The 17,898-nt window shown below is 66.9% G+C and carries 18 protein-coding genes and 4 pseudogenes; 8 read left to right on the top strand and 14 right to left on the bottom strand.

All coding sequences use genetic code 11. The annotated features are described in order from the left end of the window. Positions 1-34 precede the first annotated feature (34 nt). Positions 35-292, bottom strand: coding sequence for a hypothetical protein (locus OTB20_RS40385; RefSeq protein ID WP_267824897.1), 258 nt, complete (start codon positions 290-292; stop codon positions 35-37). Between the two features lie 479 nt (positions 293-771). Between OTB20_RS40385 and OTB20_RS40380 the strand changes: the two genes are divergently transcribed. Beyond that, the gene (locus tag OTB20_RS40380; protein WP_267824896.1) at positions 772-1,101 is read left to right on the top strand and encodes a chaplin; all 330 of its coding nucleotides are present in this window, start codon (positions 772-774) and stop codon (positions 1,099-1,101) included. Between the two features lie 439 nt (positions 1,102-1,540). Here the strand turns inward: OTB20_RS40380 and OTB20_RS40375 are convergent, their stop codons facing one another. Further along, positions 1,541-1,990 (bottom strand): hypothetical protein, encoded by a 450-nt coding sequence (locus tag OTB20_RS40375; protein ID WP_267824895.1) that lies wholly within the window; start codon positions 1,988-1,990, stop codon positions 1,541-1,543. Positions 1,991-2,009: 19 nt separating this feature from the next. Here OTB20_RS40375 and OTB20_RS40370 point away from each other — a divergent pair, with 19 nt between their 5' ends. Next, positions 2,010-2,333: a hypothetical protein gene (locus tag OTB20_RS40370; RefSeq protein WP_267824894.1), complete on the top strand. Its 324-nt coding sequence runs from the start codon at positions 2,010-2,012 to the stop codon at positions 2,331-2,333. Positions 2,334-2,470: 137 nt separating this feature from the next. Here OTB20_RS40370 and OTB20_RS40365 read toward each other — a convergent pair whose 3' ends face one another. The 4 genes from OTB20_RS40365 to OTB20_RS40350 form a co-directional block, all read right to left on the bottom strand. Further along, complete coding sequence (locus OTB20_RS40365) at positions 2,471-2,827, bottom strand: DUF6907 domain-containing protein (RefSeq protein WP_267824893.1); 357 nt, start codon at positions 2,825-2,827, stop codon at positions 2,471-2,473. 614 nt (positions 2,828-3,441) lie between these two features. Then, complete coding sequence (locus OTB20_RS40360) at positions 3,442-4,473, bottom strand: IS4 family transposase (RefSeq protein WP_267824892.1); 1,032 nt, start codon at positions 4,471-4,473, stop codon at positions 3,442-3,444. 1,479 nt (positions 4,474-5,952) lie between these two features. Further along, a complete protein-coding gene (locus OTB20_RS40355; protein WP_267824891.1) occupies positions 5,953-6,294 on the bottom strand; it encodes a PRC-barrel domain containing protein in 342 nt (113 codons plus the stop codon). 590 nt (positions 6,295-6,884) lie between these two features. Next, positions 6,885-7,721: a hypothetical protein gene (locus tag OTB20_RS40350; RefSeq protein ID WP_267824890.1), complete on the bottom strand. Its 837-nt coding sequence runs from the start codon at positions 7,719-7,721 to the stop codon at positions 6,885-6,887. A gap of 509 nt (positions 7,722-8,230) precedes the next feature. Between OTB20_RS40350 and OTB20_RS40345 the strand changes: the two genes are divergently transcribed. After that, positions 8,231-8,482, top strand: a complete 252-nt coding sequence (locus OTB20_RS40345) for a hypothetical protein (RefSeq protein ID WP_267824889.1) — start codon at positions 8,231-8,233, stop codon at positions 8,480-8,482. Here the strand turns inward: OTB20_RS40345 and OTB20_RS43050 are convergent. The 3 genes and pseudogenes from OTB20_RS43050 to OTB20_RS43045 form a co-directional block, all read right to left on the bottom strand. Next, on the bottom strand, positions 8,436-8,735 hold the full coding sequence (locus tag OTB20_RS43050) for a hypothetical protein (RefSeq protein WP_420716606.1): 300 nt from the start codon (positions 8,733-8,735) through the stop codon (positions 8,436-8,438). The genes OTB20_RS40345 and OTB20_RS43050 overlap by 47 nt on opposite strands. Before the next feature lie 11 nt (positions 8,736-8,746). Further along, positions 8,747-9,157: a hypothetical protein gene (locus OTB20_RS40340; RefSeq protein ID WP_267824888.1), complete on the bottom strand. Its 411-nt coding sequence runs from the start codon at positions 9,155-9,157 to the stop codon at positions 8,747-8,749. Between the two features lie 64 nt (positions 9,158-9,221). Continuing rightward, a pseudogene (locus OTB20_RS43045) lies at positions 9,222-9,485 on the bottom strand (penicillin-binding protein 2); the annotation flags it as partial. A 492-nt stretch (positions 9,486-9,977) separates the two neighbouring features. Here OTB20_RS43045 and OTB20_RS40335 point away from each other — a divergent pair. Both OTB20_RS40335 and OTB20_RS40330 read left to right on the top strand, forming a co-directional pair. After that, positions 9,978-10,409, top strand: a complete 432-nt coding sequence (locus tag OTB20_RS40335; RefSeq protein ID WP_267824887.1) for an ATP-binding protein — start codon at positions 9,978-9,980, stop codon at positions 10,407-10,409. 253 nt (positions 10,410-10,662) lie between these two features. Beyond that, complete coding sequence (locus OTB20_RS40330; RefSeq protein ID WP_267824886.1) at positions 10,663-11,442, top strand: CAP domain-containing protein; 780 nt, start codon at positions 10,663-10,665, stop codon at positions 11,440-11,442. Positions 11,443-11,482: 40 nt separating this feature from the next. On the opposite strand, the pseudogene OTB20_RS40325 reads toward OTB20_RS40330, so the two are convergent. Then, positions 11,483-11,623, bottom strand: a pseudogene (locus OTB20_RS40325) (IS110 family transposase); the annotation flags it as partial. A gap of 3 nt (positions 11,624-11,626) precedes the next feature. Here OTB20_RS40325 and OTB20_RS40320 point away from each other — a divergent pair. After that, a pseudogene (locus OTB20_RS40320) lies at positions 11,627-11,926 on the top strand (transposase); the annotation flags it as partial. A gap of 30 nt (positions 11,927-11,956) precedes the next feature. On the opposite strand, the gene OTB20_RS40315 reads toward OTB20_RS40320, so the two are convergent. The 3 genes and pseudogenes from OTB20_RS40315 to OTB20_RS40305 form a co-directional block, all read right to left on the bottom strand. Beyond that, on the bottom strand, positions 11,957-13,588 hold the full coding sequence (locus OTB20_RS40315; protein ID WP_267824885.1) for an ISAzo13 family transposase: 1,632 nt from the start codon (positions 13,586-13,588) through the stop codon (positions 11,957-11,959). Between the two features lie 437 nt (positions 13,589-14,025). Beyond that, positions 14,026-15,168 (bottom strand): hypothetical protein, encoded by a 1,143-nt coding sequence (locus OTB20_RS40310; RefSeq protein WP_267824884.1) that lies wholly within the window; start codon positions 15,166-15,168, stop codon positions 14,026-14,028. A 342-nt stretch (positions 15,169-15,510) separates the two neighbouring features. Then, positions 15,511-16,034, bottom strand: a pseudogene (locus OTB20_RS40305) (transposase); the annotation flags it as partial. Between the two features lie 112 nt (positions 16,035-16,146). Here OTB20_RS40305 and OTB20_RS40300 point away from each other — a divergent pair. Both OTB20_RS40300 and cas2 read left to right on the top strand, forming a co-directional pair. Next, positions 16,147-16,383, top strand: a complete 237-nt coding sequence (locus tag OTB20_RS40300; protein WP_267824883.1) for a hypothetical protein — start codon at positions 16,147-16,149, stop codon at positions 16,381-16,383. Between the two features lie 7 nt (positions 16,384-16,390). After that, the gene (cas2, locus tag OTB20_RS40295) at positions 16,391-16,654 is read left to right on the top strand and encodes a CRISPR-associated endonuclease Cas2 (protein WP_267824882.1); all 264 of its coding nucleotides are present in this window, start codon (positions 16,391-16,393) and stop codon (positions 16,652-16,654) included. 1,125 nt (positions 16,655-17,779) lie between these two features. Here the strand turns inward: cas2 and OTB20_RS42655 are convergent. Beyond that, the coding region (locus OTB20_RS42655; RefSeq protein ID WP_324290478.1) for an IS3 family transposase at positions 17,780-17,898 on the bottom strand (119 nt) is incomplete at its 5' end.

Raw genomic sequence — 17,898 nt, 5'->3', positions numbered from 1 at the left:
GCATCGCGTTCCGCTTTGACAAGACGCCAGAAAGCTACGAGGCCGGCCTGCATCTGTGCGGTGCGATGCTCTGGCTCCGCAGCATCGCACCACATTCATAATCCGATCTCCAGACAGGACCTAGGGCGGCCTGCATCAGGTGATGGGCCAGCTCGGGCAGCAGCCCGCCCTCGCCCATCAGCCGCAGGCCCTCACCACCGCGGACCTTCTCGGTCGCGAGCATCGTCAGCTCGTCCAGCAGCGGGAGGCTCAGCCCGTTCACCGAGAGCGTCGCGGTCGTCGTGCGCTTCACGTCGGCACCCTGGGCGCCCCCACCGGACTCCTCAAACGACACGCTGTCCACACTCTCGATGTGACCACTCGTCGGATCCGGCCGCTCCGGCAGTCACCACAACCCGCTTCAGGCGCAGAGCGACGGAGTCCTCCGGCTCCGCCACGATGTCAGTGACTCACTGAGGGCCTTCCCCCGGGCCCTGCGGCGGTCACTGGCCGGCGAAGCCTCCCGTAGCGCCGTACAGGCCGGGAGTGCGTATGCGCGGTGCCTGGAAGCTGAAGTCACCGGCCGTTACCCCGATGGTGTCGGGGTGGGCGGTTCCTTGCGCCCGCACCACAGCCCCCACCGAACCACGAGACGCCCTCCCGACAGCACGGGACAGGCGGCCTGAGTCACCGATCCGGCCCAACTACCGTAACCGGCTGCCCGCTCAATCTGTTGGAGGAAAGCCACATGCCGTACTCCCTGCGGCGAGCCCACTTCTTCAGGAGATTTTGATGTCGCGTATCGCAAAGGCCGTAGCGGTTACCGCCTCAGCTGCAGCCGTCCTCGTCGGCGGCGCTGGCATGGCGGCCGCGGACGCCACGGCCCAGGGTGCTGCCATCGGCTCCCCCGGTGTCCTGTCCGGAAACGTCGTCCAGGTGCCCATCCACATCCCGGTCAACGTCTGCGGCAACACCGTCAACGTCATCGGCCTCCTCAACCCGGCCGCCGGCAACACCTGCATCAACGCCAGCGGTGGCGGCAAGGACCACCACCACAGCACCGACCACCACCAGGACGAGGCCGGCCACCACGGCGAGGACGGCCACCACGGCGAGCAGTGAGCACCACAGCCTTCTGACCTGCCAACAGCCACAATGCCCGAGCCAACAGAGCACGCCACCCTCTGAACCAGCCGCACAGCACACAACCTGAGCGCTCCGGCCTCCCCCACCTCCAGGAGAGGCCGGACCGCCACCCCAGCCGCGGGACACCGCTGGAGAACTGGCCAGAACGGATACCCCTCAGCAAGCGCCGGGCTCGGGGACGACCTTGTGGAATCATTCACCGGCCTGGCCGCCCCCGACCCCGCCTGAGACGGCACGCCTTCCCGGCAGACCGTGGCTACGGCCACGGTCGCATACGCCAAGGCGACAGCGACGTCCTCGGCAACGATCTCGACCGTGATACGACGGACACCTCCTTTGTCCTCGAAGGTGCACTGGCCCGAGCCGGCCCGTGACGATGACCCTCACGCCGCGGGTGAGTGACCGCGCGGCATTCTCACCGGCTTGCCGCCAAAGGCCACCTGGGCGTACAACCGACGACTACGTATGGGAGCCACTCCCACTCCCGGTAAGGGACGGCGGTGAGGACGGGCTCGCCACCGCCGCGGACGCCCTGGCCGAACTGCTGGCTGCGCTGGCCCGGCGCCAGCACGAGCACCGGTCCATGACCGCCTCCCGCCTCACCCGCGTCATCGACACCGGCCTGCTGCCCGCCGAACTCACCGAGATGGCCCTCTACTACCGGGCCAAGACCCACCGCGACCTCGGCCAGAACGGTGTCTCCCGCGACGGCATGCGCCAGGTCGCCGGCGGCGGAGGCCGCCTCGCCCACGATGCCGCCCGCGGCCTCGCCCACCTCGCCCGCGCCACCGGCGACTTCCCCCTGGCCCTGTCCACCGCACACCCTGCGCTGGCGCGGGCGCGGCAACCGGGTCCTCGGCGACATCCACTTCGCCCACGGCGACATGAACCAGGCCGCCACCGCCTTCACCACCGCCCGCACGGAAGCCGAACAGCACGGCAACAACGGGGAGCAGGCCATCTCCCAGACCCACCTCGCGCTCGCGTACGCCTTCACCGACCCTGGCCGGGCCAACGACGACATCGCCCTCGCCGAGCAGCTCGTCGCCGGACTCGACCAGCGCGCCACCGCCCTCACGCCCAGACGCCGTTCAAAGCAGGTGGCGGCAGCTCGTACAAGACCGGCAGACCCTCATCAGCGAACAACGGTGACCTGGCGCCTCGGCGGTTTCAGGCGTGGTGCAACACGCCTGCACCCAGCCGCGTGAATGACAGCCTTAGCAGGTCAGGGCTGCAATGCGGAGTCTGTTGCAGGGGGTATTGCACCCGTGTTGCACGACGTGTTGCAAGTCCGTCCCCGTCAAGTGCCGAGCAGCTCGTCGCCGGACGGTAATGGGGCCGCGGCCTACGTGGGAACGGCCTCCCGCCACTGCCTCAGCGCGGAGGCGGCCTGTTCCAGTTGGGCGATCAGTGCATCCACCTCGCTGCGCCGGGTCACTTCGTGGGAGTCGGGTGCGTAGTCCTCGAAGAAAGTGCTGACCTCCACGCGCGGAGGTCGGGCGCCCCGTGGAGTCTCGTAGCTGACGAGGTTGAGGACGGTCCTGGGGTTCTCGGTGAAGCCGTCGACGGCGACGTCCGGGGAAACGTGGACCAGGCCGTCGTCGATCGTCGCGCTCAAGCCGACATGCTCCGCGCTGCACCAGTACGGGCAGACGATCGGTCCGGGAATCAGCTCGGGCATCTCGGCCGAAAACTCGCTCATGCCCATCACAATACCGACGACCCCCACCCGCCGGAGCGGGCCCTATGGAGTGAGGGCGAGGAACGAACGGCTAGCGCCAGGACGAACCCGGTGAGGCAAGGGGGAGGGACGTGCAGTCTCCATGTGCCGGTACGGAATGGGGCGGCCCAAGTCGCCGTTCTATTCTGCACTATGGCCGCACCGCAGCAAGAGCCACTCCGGCGTACCTGATCACGGGTCCGACCCACGGACCAGCTCCGCACCTCCCGCCGCCGGCACTACCCTCACCACCCGACACAGAAGAAAATCCGCGCACCCACCAGCCAGAAAACCGGGCCTGCCCAGGCACAACACGAGCACCCCGCTGAGCTATCTACCCCCCCATATTTCCCCTGGTAGTTCCCCCCGATACTTCCCCTGATATCTCCCCTCATAGTTTCCCCCATGTGGGCAGGCACCTGCGTCAAGGGCGGCATCGCGTGACCCCGCCCCCGCGCTCGGATGATTCACCCCACGCCCGGTTTCGCCCGTCATCACGGTGGCCGACTCGAGAATCAGGGCCTGGTAGGTGGTGAGCAGGGCGTAGACCTCTTGGTCGAGGCCGGTCAGGCTGCGGGAGGGCAGGACACGGCCGTTCAGCAAGTCGCCTTGACCGAGAAGTACGTCGTCTCAGACTGCCACCGCTCGTGGTAGAGACCCACGAGCTTGGCGGCCGGGTGGGCGGCCGGGTGGGCGGCCGGGCCGAGGAGGTTGGTGAGCAGGCGCCTCTGCTCGGTACGGGCGGTGCCATCGGCGAGGGTCACGGTGACGGACGCTTCGATGACGCGGACGGTCAGCAGGACGGGCAGGACGCCATAGCCGATCCGGGCCATGCAGGAGCCGTCACCCAAGTGCTGGAAGGGGGTGGGTATGCGGCGGGCGGAGGAACGCACCAGGAACTGGGCACCGGTGGCCTGGACGTCCCGGGCGAACTCGTTCGCATCGAAGGCGGCGTCGGCCAGCAGGAGCATCGTGCGGTCCAGTACACCCAGCAGGCGGCCTGCGTGAGTGAGTTCGCAGTCGCTCTCGGGGCCGACCGCGGCGGCCAGCATAGCGCGGGTGCCGCACTCGACCAGGACCACGAGGCGCAGCAGCGGGTAGCCGAACTCCACGCTCTCGCCCGCTCGCTTGGGATAGCGCCAGGTGAGCGCCTCCTCATCGGGCACGTGCAGCAAGGTGCCGTCCACGGCCACGGTCCGAAGCCCTCGATAGAACGAGCCTGCCTGCCCGAGGTGGGCGACGGGCCCGGAGAGGATCTCGAACAGCCGCCGCAGCGGTGCCGTTCCTATGCGCCGTCGGGCCCTGGACAGCGAGGAGGCCGCCGGACCCACCAACGGCATTCCCTCCAGCCCCGCCGTCAACTTGCCCCACACGCTCCGGTAGGAACAGTCCTCGAACAGAGCCAGTGCGAGGACGAAGTAGACCACGACCCGGGACGGCAGCAGCCGCAGCCGCTTCTCACGTGACCCGGTCTCCTCGATCACCGTGTCCACCAGCACGAAGTCCACGATCTGGGTCAGCTCGCCCAAGTGGCCGGGGGCGTACACTCCCCCGGCCGCCTCGACCCCGTGCGCGTGATGACAGACTTCTCCTGCAACGGGACTCCCGATGATCTTCTTGCTCGACACAAGCTGATCTATCAGGACGTCCCGTTGCGTCATTCACCAGGGATTGACCCGCGACTCAAGACTCAAACGCAACGGTGTTGACTTCACGAATCCTTTCGCCTAGTCGCTCGTTGAGTTACAACGTGAGGCAAACAGCACTCGGTGCTCAATGGTTCCTTCGTGATGAGCTGACCTTTCTACTTCCGGGGATCGAGCCGCATATGGTCTAACCACTCCTGCGTGTGTGGACTGAGGCGCTCTTCCTCTCAGACGGTCACCCGGACCGCGATGCCCGCAGGACGGACTATCTCAGTGACTGTTTGTCCCGGGATGGGCATGCCGGTGCCCCGTATGCGTGTGCACTGGCTCATGCCGGCCATACGGCCGGTGCGGTCGATGCAGCCCTGAACCATGCTGCGGCCCTGGCTGTGCGGCAGCTTCAACGGCCCTGGTATACAAGGATCTTTCTGCCCTGCAGAGTCAAGGTGTACTTGGCAGAGCGTCGGCAGATCTCTCCGGAGACGGCTGAAGCGATCCTCCCGCTGCAAGCCATCAACTTCGTCGCACCGAGATGCATCCTCTGACCTCTCTGTTGTCAGAAGCCGTATCTCAACCGAACTTGATCGCCTGATTCTTGCTGGTCAGGCATGGTTTCGCTCCGGGCTAGCGGGTGCGGGTTGCGGCCGACCGTGACCACCTGCTGCCGACTGTTGCGCTCGTCGAAGTACAGCCCAATGCCGGCAAGACAGACCAAACCCACCGCGACGAGAACACCGGTCAGTGTCCGCCAGGGCAGCAGGCCACCGCGCCTGTTCGAAGGAGGCGAACGTCGCTCTCCGTGGTTCTGGCGTCTTTGTAGGGAACTGCTGCACCACCATGAACCGATCCTGTGCGAGACGGCCCCTCGCCGCCAGATGTGAGGGCCCGCGCACGGGGTAGCGCAGTTGCGCGCGCACGTCTCGTGGCGCGAGGGCGCGTGAACGGCGCAACGCAGCTTCCGGGCCGGGACCTGCGCCACCCGGCCGGAGTTCATCGGGGAGAGCGGGGAGCAGCCAACGGCTGTGTAAACAGGGAGCGGGTCATTCGCTTTCACCGACCCTCTCGGTGGAGCGGATGAGACGGCGGCGTGAGGGCCCAGCCATCCGGTGGCGGCACCGCAGCGCGGCCGACCACATGTCCCCATCCTGCTTGCTTCCCGCGGCACATAGTCCGCGGCGCGCTGCTGCCGGTACGTCCGGGTGAAAGGCACCGTCCGGCCAGGGGATGCCCGTCCGCTACCGGTGCGCCGTGGGCTCGGGCGTGAGTGGATGCGGCCTGATGGGGGTGCTCCACCCGAAGGTGCTGGCGCAGCAGCCGTTGAGGGAGGGGCAGCCGTGGCAGCCGGCCCACCACCCCGGGCCGGTATTCCGTGTGACGGTCCTGCCACCCCCCGGCGGCAGGACCGTCTCCTCCGTTATGAAGGACCTGGCCTTCACGCTCGCCCAGGCACCGGAATCTGGATCAGATGCGGCCGTAGTACTGGCCGAGCTGGTCGCGGTAGGCAACGTCACCGCGGTGCCTGGCCTTGTCGTATTCCGGGGACTCCTTGATCTGGTCCTTGGTGAGGTTGACCTGGATCTCCTCCTTCTCCATGTCGACGCGCACGATGATCCCGGCGGGGATCAGGACTACCTTGCCGAAGATCCACGGGCCGGTGTCGACTGCGATGCAGGACGCGCCGACCTCTTCTGTGGCCTCGTCGACCTTGCCGATGTGTCCGTCGCTGGCTTCGACCTTGAATCCGACCAGGCTGGCGCCGGGTGTGTAGTGCGACTCGGGGCTGTAGCTCCACATGTCCGTCATGGCAGTTCTCTCCTTCAGCGATGCGGAAGCGCGGCGTCCCGCCCAGGTGGCGGGAAGCCTTCTCCGCCGATACTTACCGGCTACCGGAGTGCAGGGAACCGGGTACTACGCCAGCCGCCGCAGCTACCACCCAGACAGCCGTCGCTTGGCAGCCGGCCGGAGCGCAGTAGCCGTGACAGATCACCCAAAGTGCCGCGAAGGCGTCGATCAGCGTCGGCCCGAACGGTCGAGTTGGGCCCGGAACCGGGGCCTCACCCCGACCAGCCAACGATTCGCATCGTGGCCGACAACGCGCCCACGCACACCGCCGACCTGCGATCCCTCCGCTGTCACTGGCCAGCCATCGGCCAACGTCTCACCGGGTGCGACTCCGACCGAAGGGCGGCGGTTCGGAGCTGTAGGTGGCGAGGGCGCCCAGGCCGATCGAGTGGCCTGCAAGGTGGCCCCGTGGAACCGACTTATCGGACCGTGGGACCGCCGAATCGTCGGAGGAGTCGGCAACTACGGATCGGCGCAATGTTGCGACCTGCGGGGATCGGGACGCCGTTCGCCCTCAGCCCTCGCGATCCGGTAAGTGCGCGCGGTGGCGCCTACCGCAGCCCACCAGCCTGGTCACGTTCAAGTGTCTCCTGCGGGGCCGGCCATCCACCGCTCGCAGCAAAGGCCGTCGGAGCGGGTTGGAGTTTCGGTTGTTGCGAGCGGTAGAGCAGGACCGTAACGGACAGGGAGGCAGCAAGGCCGGCCGCGACCACCGAGATGCCGGTGGGCCAGGGCAGGAGGCCGCCCATCACCCCGCTCATGAGGGACACACCCATCACGGCCGCGAGCGCGTGCATCGCCAAGAGCCCGATCCCGGTCACGGTTGCGGCCGCCCATACGCCGTTGTGGTCTCGCACCGTCACCAGGACGCCCAGCGCCAGACATCCCACCGCGGCACCCAGCAGGAGCCAGGCCACCGCGTCGCCGTGCGCGAGGAGTTCAGACGGATGACGGGGCAGGTACAGGAGAGCTGAAACGGTCAGGGCCGCCGCCACGAGCCACCGCAGCCCCCGTCCTGGCACAGCGGGCGAGCTGCTTGTGGGCGGTGGGTTCCGATCCGGTCCCACGTCGCCCTGCTCGGAGGCTTGCGGGGGCGGTTCGCACCGCCCTGTTCGGTCGACGCGCTCGGACTCCTGCCGCTCGACCCCAAGCTCGGCCTGCTCGGCCTGAAGATGGGGCGCGACCTGGGGACGAGGTACGGCCTGCTCCGCCCTGTCGAGGAGCAGCGCCAACGAAACGACGTCCTCGATGGGGCGGCTGACCGCAGCCGCTCGCAACACTTCGTCCGCCACGTCAGGAAGCTTCCCAGGCCCCCTCAGGAGCGTGACCAGTTCGGCCACCTCATCCACGTTCCGGCAAGTAACCGCCGTCTCCAGCAGAGTGCGCATGCTCTCGGCGTTGGCCCCAGGCACCGTGAGTGCACCCGGGCCGCCGCAGTCGTCTCCCGACAGGCCCACGTCGGAGGTGGAGGCCGGTGAGGGCGGCTTGGACGACACGGCGGGAGGATCTGCGGGCCGCTCGGCCACACTATCCCCGGCCTGGGGTATGGCGTAGTCATCACTCATCGGAATGCTCCATAGGGATCGGTGTGGACGTTCACGTAATTCCCCAGCCAGGAATTCACGATCTTCCCCAGGGACATCCCGGAGTCTGGGTCGTGGGCGCTTCCTGTGGGCGCCCGCCGCAGGTGCCACCCCTACCGCCTCGTCGGCTGAGCGTGCTGGTAAAAACCTCGTCATGACGTATCGATTCACCGCCCGCGCCGCCAGGACAGAGATCGACCCTGACGGCTACTTCACCGAAGCCGCTCTCGCTGAGGGTGAGGACGGAAGCGGCTTCATCCTGATGTTCATGGCGGGAAGAAGAAGAGCCGGACGATCAGGAGGTCGCCCTCGGAATGGACACACACTGCCTGGTCACAGCCGGACAGGGGACCGCGTACGGGTGTGTCCGCGAAGCCGTTCTAACTGGCAACGTTCTGCGCATCTCGCTGAGCCCTGCAGCACTGGAGGACCTGCGGCTGAGCGACAGCGAGATCGAGGCCGTCATCGAAGCGCCGACCGCGGACATCGACGCGTTCCGCGAAGTCCTGGCCCAGGTGCTCACGTACGGACGCGCGGACGCCGTACCCACTCGCCTTGCGGTCTGAGCCGGGACACGGGCCCTGGTCCCCGACAGGGTGGGGAATTACGTGGGGCCAAGGGCGTCCCATGGGGAATTGCGTGACCGCTGACACTCCGCCCCGGGCACGCGGGCCGCCGTACCGCTGCCCTATTGACGACCGTCCGCATCGCGCTGCGCAGCTCCTGCGCGGTCCGGGGGCTGATCACCTGCTCGGTCGAGGCCTGGGGCGCAGCGACCACCGTCGGCTTGCCCGCCGGGTCCGTGACCTCGGATACCAGGTGCGGGGCGATCAGTTTGCCGTCGTCGTCGATGACTGCGCAGACCTGGCTATCTGGAGGGGCGTGGCGGTGACGTCGAACTGGCCGACGCCGGTGAGGGCGAGCGCGGACGGTTCCATGAGGGCAGTGGGGTAGACGCTGGGCACCGCCCGGACGGGGATGTTCTGCCGGGTGTCGCCGAAGCCGAACCTCTCGGCCATCGAGAGCATCTTGGACTGCCTCAGGTCGTGGGCTGCGTCGGCGGAGAGCTCCTTCCATGCCGCCGTCCCCGGGCCGCCGCTGACCGTCCCGGATCGTAGGACGGCGAACTGACCAGAGTCCCGGACCGCGCCCGACGTCGGGTCGCTCGCCACGGCGCCGCCCGACGCACCGCGCAGGGCGTCGAAGGCCGCCTTCTGGCCCGCCGGACCGATGGTGGTCATGACGGCCCCGGGGGGACCGGGGACCGTTGGTGAGGACGTCCAGCGGGGACTTCAGTCGGGTGTCGGTGTCGTCCAGGACGCTCCGGTAGAGGTGTTCCAGCAGGGTGTTGCCGTAAACCGGGGAGTCGGAGCCGGTCACGGGCGCGTAGAGGGGCCCGTCGGCATAGGTGCGCTGGTAGGCGAAGGCGCCGGACCCGGTGCGGCGGGATCCGGTCACGGGCTGGCCGCCGGAGCAGGTGTCGCCCAACGGCCGGGCATACCGCAGCAGCGAGGACCGTCTGCTGTGGCTGTTGTCGGTGAGTGCCTTGCTCTCGTACCCCGGACTCACGTGGCCCGGACCAGTAGGGCCAGTACGAGAAGCAGGAGCAGCACCGATGTGCGTTGGGCCGCGTGTTCACGGCAACGGCAACCGCCTCCCGTCCGCCCCGTTCGGGGCTCGTCACGCCGCTGGTTCATGGGGTCTGCGCCGGGTCCGCTGCCCTCGCGGCGTGGCCCCGAGTCGAGGATGCCGGGCTGTGGGGGCAGCCAGGCTCCCTCGGGAGGGCGGTGGATCCGGGCGGTGGAGGAGAGGGTCTGCAGAGCGGTCCTGGGAGCGGGCCTGGGGAGGCCCGCGGCTGTGGAGGCGGTACGCCTCCACAGCCGCGGGAGGGCCCGGTCGGTGGACGGCCCGTCGGCCGGTGGGCGGACGCCCCGTCCGGTCGCCGGACGGCCTGATGGCGGATGCCCGGACGGCCTCGGCTCGGCTGTGATGGAGCTTGTCATCAAAAACCGCATGTCCGAAATGTAAGCATATCGGCTTGAATGGAATGGAATCACGAGCATGACGCTCAGCCGCACTGCACTGATCTCCATCCACCCCTGCCGTGACCAGGCGGCCCGTGAGGCCCGCGCGCTGGTATCCGACGTGCTCGACGAGTGCCGCCGCTCGGGCTGCGAGGAGGCCGGGAGCAGGGCCGACGAGGTTCTGCTCGTTGTCTCGGAACTGGTCACCAATGCGTGCCGGCACGCCGGGGGAGCCGACCTGGTGCGCGTGGTCTGGCAGCAGGGGGAGCTGAGGGTGGAGGTCGAGGACGCTTCGGACACCATGCCCAGGGAGCCCGCCGAGGAAGCGAAGGGCGAGGCGGGCGGGTACGGCTGCCAGCTGGTGACCGCGCTCGCGGACCGCTGGGGTGCGGTGCCCCGCCGCAGTGCCGAAACGGGCCCGGACAAGGTGGGTGGCAAGACGGTCTACGCCGAGTTCACCCTCTTGTGAGACCGCGCCCGCGCCCTGCGCACCGGGCACCCGCTCGCCGTACGCCGGCGCCCGGGAGCTCCCCCGTGCCGCCTGCGGTGTCTCCGGAGCCATAAGGGATCCCTAGGCCCTTCTGTGCGCATCCGGTACAGGGTGTTCCGGAACGGTTCGCCCGCCTACGATCCGCAGCAGGCGGGCGGATTCGCACCTGCCGCTCTGCGGCGGCGCGCGGGACCCTCCGCGACCGCCCCGTCCACCTTCGGAGGTCCCCGCGATGAGTCCCCGCGCCGCCCGCAGACGCCACCGTGCCGCCCGGCCCCTGCGCGTCAAGGCGGCCCTGGCGGGCACGGGAGTCCTGACGCTGGCGGTGGCCTGGGTGGCGGGGGCCGACCTGTTCAGGTCCCAAGCCGGCGGGCCGGGAGCCACCGCCCTCGCCGTCGCCCCCGCCGCATCCAGTGCGTCCCCGCCGGCTCCGGACCCGGGGCCGGCCGCTTCGTCCGCCGCCCCGGCCACCTCCACGCCGCCGCCCGCCCCCGAGACCTCGAAGGCGCCCGTACCGTCGCCCAGCACCAAGAAGCCGGCTCCCATCCCGAGCAAGGCCCCGACCAAGAAGGCGGCCCCTGCCCCCGTCACGGCCCAGGCTGAGCAGCGGCCGCCGACCGCCCAGACCGGCTCAACGCAGTCCGCCGAGGTGGTCCGGCTGGTGAACCTCGAGCGCGCGGCAGCCGGCTGCCCCGTCCTGCAGGCGGACCAGGACCTGACGGAGGCCGCCCAGGGCCACAGCGACAGCATGGCCGCCACCAAAAACTTCGCCCACACCGGTACGGACGGCTCGCAGCCCCAGGACCGGGTCGAGGCCGCCGGCTACGAGTGGTCGCGCTCTGGGGAGAATATAGCCATGGGCCAGCCCGACGCGGCCGCTGTGGTCGATGCCTGGATGAACAGCCCCGGCCACCGCGCCAACATCCTCAACTGCGAGTTCACCGAGATCGGCGTAGGCGTCAACAGCAACGGCGGCCCCTGGTGGACCCAGTCCTTCGGAACCCCCGCCTGATTCCCAATGCTGTTACCAAGTGTGACGTTTTGTGACTCCGTCATGACGTTCTGGCAGCAGGGCTGGGTGTGATGGCTTCGAATGCGCGGTGGTCGCGTATGAGGGCCCAGAGCACGTTGAGGCGGCGTCTGGCCAGGGCGAGGATCGCCTGTTTGTGAGTCTTTCCCTCGGCGCGTTTGCGCTGGTCCTGGCGGACAAGGCCTACACGTCCCGGAAGAACCGCAGCTATCTGCGACGACGCGGAATCCGACACACCATCCCCGAACGCCTCGACCAGCAACGACGCCACCGCAAGAACCGAGGCTCCCGAGGCGGCCGCCCCACCAGCTTCGACAACGAGCGCTACAAGAAACGCAACACCGTCGAACGTGCCATCAACCACCTCAAAGGCTTCCGCGCCATCGCCACCCTCTACGAGAAACGCGCCTACACCTACCTCGGCACCGTCACCCTCGCAGCCCTCATCATCGGGCTCCGCACATGACCCAAGAACCAGTGCCTAAGGGCTTGCAGATTATTGACATGTCATCTTGATCATGTTGTTGGACTCGTCGGTGAGGGTGAGGACCCGTGCTTGGAGGACTGCGAGAGCTGAGGGTGGCGTCGTCGCGGGCGGGATGGCGATGTTGTGGGTCTTCAGCAGTCGCCGGTTCTTCAGCAGGGTGCGGTGCATGGCGGTTCTGCTGCTGCCGAACAGCACGGCCAAGGGTTCCGCGGCCAGCGCGACGCGCATGTGGAGCACGGTGGCCAGGACCTGTTCGGGGAATGAGAGTCGGGGCGGTCGGCCTCGCTGGGGGTCACCGTCCGGGGCCAGGGTTGTTGTGAGTTGGTCCAGTTGCTGGTGTGTCATGCCGGTCAGTTCGGGATCGGTCAGCAGGGTCTGGTCCCACTGCCTGGTGGGTGTCTGCGGGGCCCGGGGCGGCGGGACGGTCGGGACGGGCTGGGGGTGCAGGGCATAGTTCCAGTCGCCGTGGAACGTGTGTCGGGTCAGCGGCAGGGCGGCCATCGCCGCGTCCTGGATCTGGACGCCAGTGGGATAGATGTTGGTGTCCAGTTGGGCGGTCACACGCAGTCCGGTGCGGGTGGTGGTCGCGGCGATCGACTGGACGATCACTTCGTGGCTGGCCAGGGGGCGTCCGCGCCAATTCATGGTGATGTGCGAGAACAGCCGGTGCTCGATCTTGTTCCACTTCGACGACCCCGGCGGCAGGTGACACACAGTGATCGTGAGCCCGGTTTCGGAGGCAAGGCGGGCGAGCTCGAGCTTCCAGGCGCGGGTGCGGTAGCCGTTGGAGCCGCCCGCGTCCGCGGTGATCAGCAACCGTGTCGCCCGCGGGTAGGCGGCTCGGCCTTGCCCGTGCCACCAGCGGCGGATCGATTCGACCGCGAACGCGGCGGTGTCGTGGTCGGTGCCCACGTTGACCCAGCCGGTGTTCGCCTCCAGATCGTAGATCCCATAGGGGACGGCCTTGCCCAGCTGTGGGTCGGCGAAGTCGTGGATGTGCACCGGCACCGGATCGCCTGCCGGGCGCCACTGTCGGCCGGTGTTCTTGAAGTCGCCGACGAGCTCCTTCTTCTTGGTGTCCACGCTGATCACCGGCTGGCCGGAGTCCCGGTGCTCGCGCGCCTGCTCGTTGAGATAGCGGAACTGGGCGTCGCGGTCCGGGTGCTGGCTGCCTTTCAGGGTCTTGGCGTTGGCCTGCAGACTGAAGCCCTCCTCCCGCAGTAGGCCGGCGACGGTGTCCGCGCTGACTTTATGGCCGGCCCGGGTCAGCTCCCGCGCGAGGGTACGAGTGGACTTCACCGTCCACCGCAGAGGCGACATCGGGTCCCCGCGCTCGTCGGGCTCCACCAGCGCCAGCAGCGCGGGCCGCAGCCCAGGGTTGAGATCCGCGACCCGCTTGCGTCCACCGCCAGGCCGCCGCACTCGTCCCAGAGGCTCTTCACCCGCCTCGAGCTCGAACACGCCCTTGCGGACCGTCGTCTCACTCACCTCGCCCGCCCGGGCGACCGCCCGGACGCCTCCGTGCCCCAGCACCCGGGCCTCCGCCGCCATCAATAGACGCCGCTGCCGCTCGTCCAGATGCGGGAACAACACCGCAAACTTCACAGCGAGTTGATCAGAAGTCTCGTCCGGGATGCGCATACCACACCAACGAGCACCAGAGCGGGAAGCAACAGCTTGATTCCCTGCAAGCCCTTACCAGCCGCTGTTAGCGTGCTCGCGCTGGGTCTGACCGCCGCCTGTGCGGTCCTGGCGGGTGCCCGCTCCTATCCGGCCTTCGGCAGGAAGTTCACGGTGTTCACGCGAGGGCGACTTGCTCAGACAGATGGTGGAAGACTGGCGGCACATCGAAGCTCCGGTGGTCGGGTGACTTGGTAGGTCTCCCTGATCATCGGAGCTTCGGTGCATGCGGAACTGCCGCAGTGAGGGTCCGTCACGCCCCAGTCACGCCCCCGCGGTCTGCTGGCTCTCGAAGCCGCCAGGACTATGAATCAGCCCTGCTTGCGGGATAGTCCTAACAAATCAACTGGCCAAGAAATATCACCTTTAGCCAGCACCGATCTGGTTCTTCGCGGTAATTACTTGACTTCGCTGGTTCCTACATCGCTCTGGGAACAGAAATTGGCCCGCTCGCCAGCTGTCATGAGCCTCTGGTTGAAGACGACGTTCATGGCGCTGTCTTTATCAACCTGGCTAGCAGTCATGGTCTTATCCCAAAAATGATGGTACCACTTGCGGTTCTCGTAATCAAGATTCCACAGACCTGTGGCCTTTTTGGTTGAAACCGCGGAGGAGATAATGCCAACGCTGCCTGGTGTGATCGTCTGCGAGGCGTCGTACAACTTTGAGACCGAACTTCCGAAGTCTCCCCCGAACGTAAGCTTCAGTGACTGTTCAACCTTCATCGGTGCTGTAGCCGGGGTGCCAACTGTGGTGGTGGATTCAACACCCCAGCGGAAGGTCGACGATCGAGTGAAGGTTTGACTGAACCGTACCGCTTGCGGCACCGCTGTACAGTTCCAACTGATCAGCTCATCCTTCCAGTCGGAAGGAACGTACTCGACCCGTGCGGTCGGAGTGTAGGCGCACTTACCTCGGCCGCTATCGCAGTCCATCTGCGACTCCTCATCCGACAAGCCGCCGGTGATGGACAAAGAATTTGTCCTGTTCGGCCTGTTTATCTGGGCGCTTGGAGTGTTTGAGCCCCCAATGAGACCTTGAAGGTTGCTATCGTCGAAATGCTCTGAGAAGCATCCGTTATATGGAACGAAAGAGTCGATCTTGTCAGTCCACCAGCGGTTTGGATTCTGGCCAAGGTTCCTTACAACTTTCTCAGAGCTCGGCGCACAGTCTCCATTTCCCCACACAACGAGGGCGTATCCTCGATAGTCAGGGTGCTCGAACTCAATGGAGTAGATTCGGCGCACCGAATCCGAATTGTTCACAGAGTTTGTGAACTGGGGGCTGTATGCCGCGCCCCGTGGGTCCCAGCGCCAAGGTGAAGCGTCTACGGAACCACCACTCGCGTAGGCCACTGCTTGGTCAAAGAAGGTGAAGCACTTCATCTCCTCCTTGTAGCCAGCTGACGGAGATGCCTGAACTGCGCAGTTGTAGGGCAGCGGCTCGGTGGCACTCGCCAGACCGGTGCCAGATAACGCCGCAACGACGATCGTCAGCCCTGCGGTGGCTGCAGCCATAACGCGGTATTTCGTCCTGATCACACATAACTCCTTGAGGTATCAACCAAGTTGAATCTGCTCGCCCCTGAAGGCAAGGTCGCACCTTCAGGTGATCAGCACTTAACTTCCTACTTGCTAGTAGGTCAACTCGATATGCGCGATTTGAGATTCCCTTGAGCTCCCGTGGGTATCCCCCAAGGGAGCTAAATGCATTTTCGGGCCATTCGCCGGATGTAAAGGGCGTACGGCCGGTTCCCTCGTGGCAAAGGCCTGATGGCCAGTGGTGTACGGGCAGGCCCAGAGCTCGTAACGCGATCTTGCTGGAGTTGCCTGGCCGGGCCTGATCCTCGGAACCGAACAACGAATCGCTCTTGACCTTCACCGGGCAGGAGCCGTGCGACAGCCTCGCGGGCGGATGTGCCGGAAGCCGCGGCGGACGCGTGCAGGCGTGAGGCGGTCGGGCGGGGCGGGTTTCTCCCAGGGCCGGCGCAAGTCTGCTGCCAGAGGGCGGGCGAGATGGAGCTGGGTGCAGGCGGCGAGGATCAGCCAGGTCCAGCGGTCCACGGCCTCGGGAGTGCGGATCTTCGGGCGGGTCCAGCCGAGGGTGCTTGAAGAGCCGGAAGATGGGGTCGATGTCAAAGCGTCGCAGGTATGCCTGGCACAGACGGTCGGTGTCGGCTTCGGTGCGGCTCCGTTGGGCAGGTGATCGATGTCCAGACGGATCACCGTCCCCTCGACGATCGGGAGGGTGTCGTCGGCCGCGGCCCAGGAGGAGCGGTGGGTCAGTTTGGGGTGGACCCGGTCCCAGGATCGTGCGGCAGCGGTGCCGTAGAGCCGTGTGTCCGTGACGGTTTCGGTGTCCGGGGTGCCCAGGTATCGGACCGGCCGAAGACGAAATCTCCTCCGTGCAAATGCACGGCCGGGCCAAGCCCGACCTCCTCCGCAAACGCGCACTCCTCCACTGAAGATCAACATCTCGGGAATCACGGAACCCGCGACAGAGCCAGCACTCAAAGGCCATTGACAGACCAGCTCAAAGAGCACCACTTCGACCACGAGAGCAACCAAGTGATGCTCAGCGAAGGCGGCCGCAAACTCGTCGTCCAGAGCGTCCGCGACGAATTCACCGTCACCATCGCCCACCGCAGTCTCGGCCGCAACGTCGCGTACGGCGAGTTGCTCTACCTGGACGCACCTGGCCCTGACCCGCCAGCCTGGAAGGAACCCCCTAACAAGCCCTTCCGAACCTGGTGGTAGCCACCGCATGTATGGAGTCGTCGTCTATGACACCCTCGCCGAACGAAGCTCCAAAACCCTGCGAACCTGCCGTCAGTACCTTTACCACGTCCAGCGCAGCGTCTTCGAAGGTCACCTCAGCGACGCTCAGCTCCGCCGCTTCCAGGCGACAGTCGAAGCCGTTCTCGATCTCAACTACGACAACGTCCTCGTCTACCCCTTCCCACCCGGCACCGTGCCACAACGCCTCGAATGGGGCGCAGTTGAACCCTCCCCGAGTGACATCCTGTAGCCGGGACGTCAGGCTGGGCTTCCGAACTGGGGTACAGAGATTTCAGCGACACCCCGGGCTCAGCGACAGAACCGGTGGCCGGCTGCAGAACGCCACCTCGGACTTCCAGAACGACCCCTCCGCCCTGCAACTTTACTTTGGGGTCCTCATTGACCCTCCGAGGGGTCACAAGAGCACGGGTTGAGCGCGAAAGCACCGGGCCGATGGCGTGAAGGCCTCCACGGGGGTGCCTCGCTTGGACGCGGCTTGGAGCAGGGCCGTATCCCGTAGCGGTTTCCGGTCGGTGACGAGGTGGGACACACACCGTCCGGGCGACCCCAGCCTTCCTTGGGCCACTCCGGACGTCCCAACGGTCCTGACGCGACACGCTTACCCCTGGCGTCCATCCACCACTGGGCCGGGCGCGAGAGACTGCCGCACACTGTGGTGCTCGCATCAGGCGTCAGGACCACACCCTCCCCTCCGGCGTACCGCAGACCTGCTGGTCTAGGCTCGGATACAGCCCGTGCCGATATGGCGTGCGCGGGTCAGGCCCGGTGCCCGCTTCGATCGGGGGCAGTACCGCCGGGCCGCCCCAACCTGCGGAGCTTCGGCAGCCAGGCCAGGCGATGACTTTGAATCGGCCACCGGCCATTGCGCCATCGGCCACCGGGTCGGTCATCGGCCGCAGTGACCGGTCACGAGGTCGGCCATCGGTCACCGGGTAGTCACCAGCATCGGTCACCACGTCGGCCGCGGATCGGCCATCGGTCACCAGCGCCATGCACCGGCCGCCCCATCGGTCACTACCTGCGGACACGCTGCGCGGTGCGTGACCTGAGGTGGGGAGGTTACCGGTCAGTTGCGTGGCGACCGGTCAGTATGTGGCGCGCAGTCCTAGTCGGTCTCGTTCCTGCCTGCGGTCTCGAGCCGGCCACCGTGCTGGCGTGCGGAACCGGGCGCGGGTTGAAGCGTCCGAGCGCGGCGGCGCGTCACGCGGCGCCGCCTTGACGCAAGTGCCTGACCGCATGGGGGAATTATGAGGGGAGGTATCAGGGGACGTATCGGGGGAAGAACCCTGAGCTTGTTCCGCTTTGACGGACACCTTTGTTGTGAGGTGACCCCCGGAGTGTGGACAACAGGGGTTCATGCTGCGAGTGAGAGTTTAGTTGTCTTGTGGTGCTGCTGTTCGAACTCCATCGGGGAAAGGTAGCCGAGCGCGCTGTGGCGTCGGCGGGCGTTGTAGTAGATGAGCCACTCGAAGA

Origin of the sequence: Streptomyces sp. H27-H1, assembly GCF_026627445.1 — a bacterium.
Classification (GTDB): Bacteria; Actinomycetota; Actinomycetes; order Streptomycetales; family Streptomycetaceae; genus Streptomyces.
This window is presented reverse-complemented; position numbering and strand designations above follow the sequence as displayed.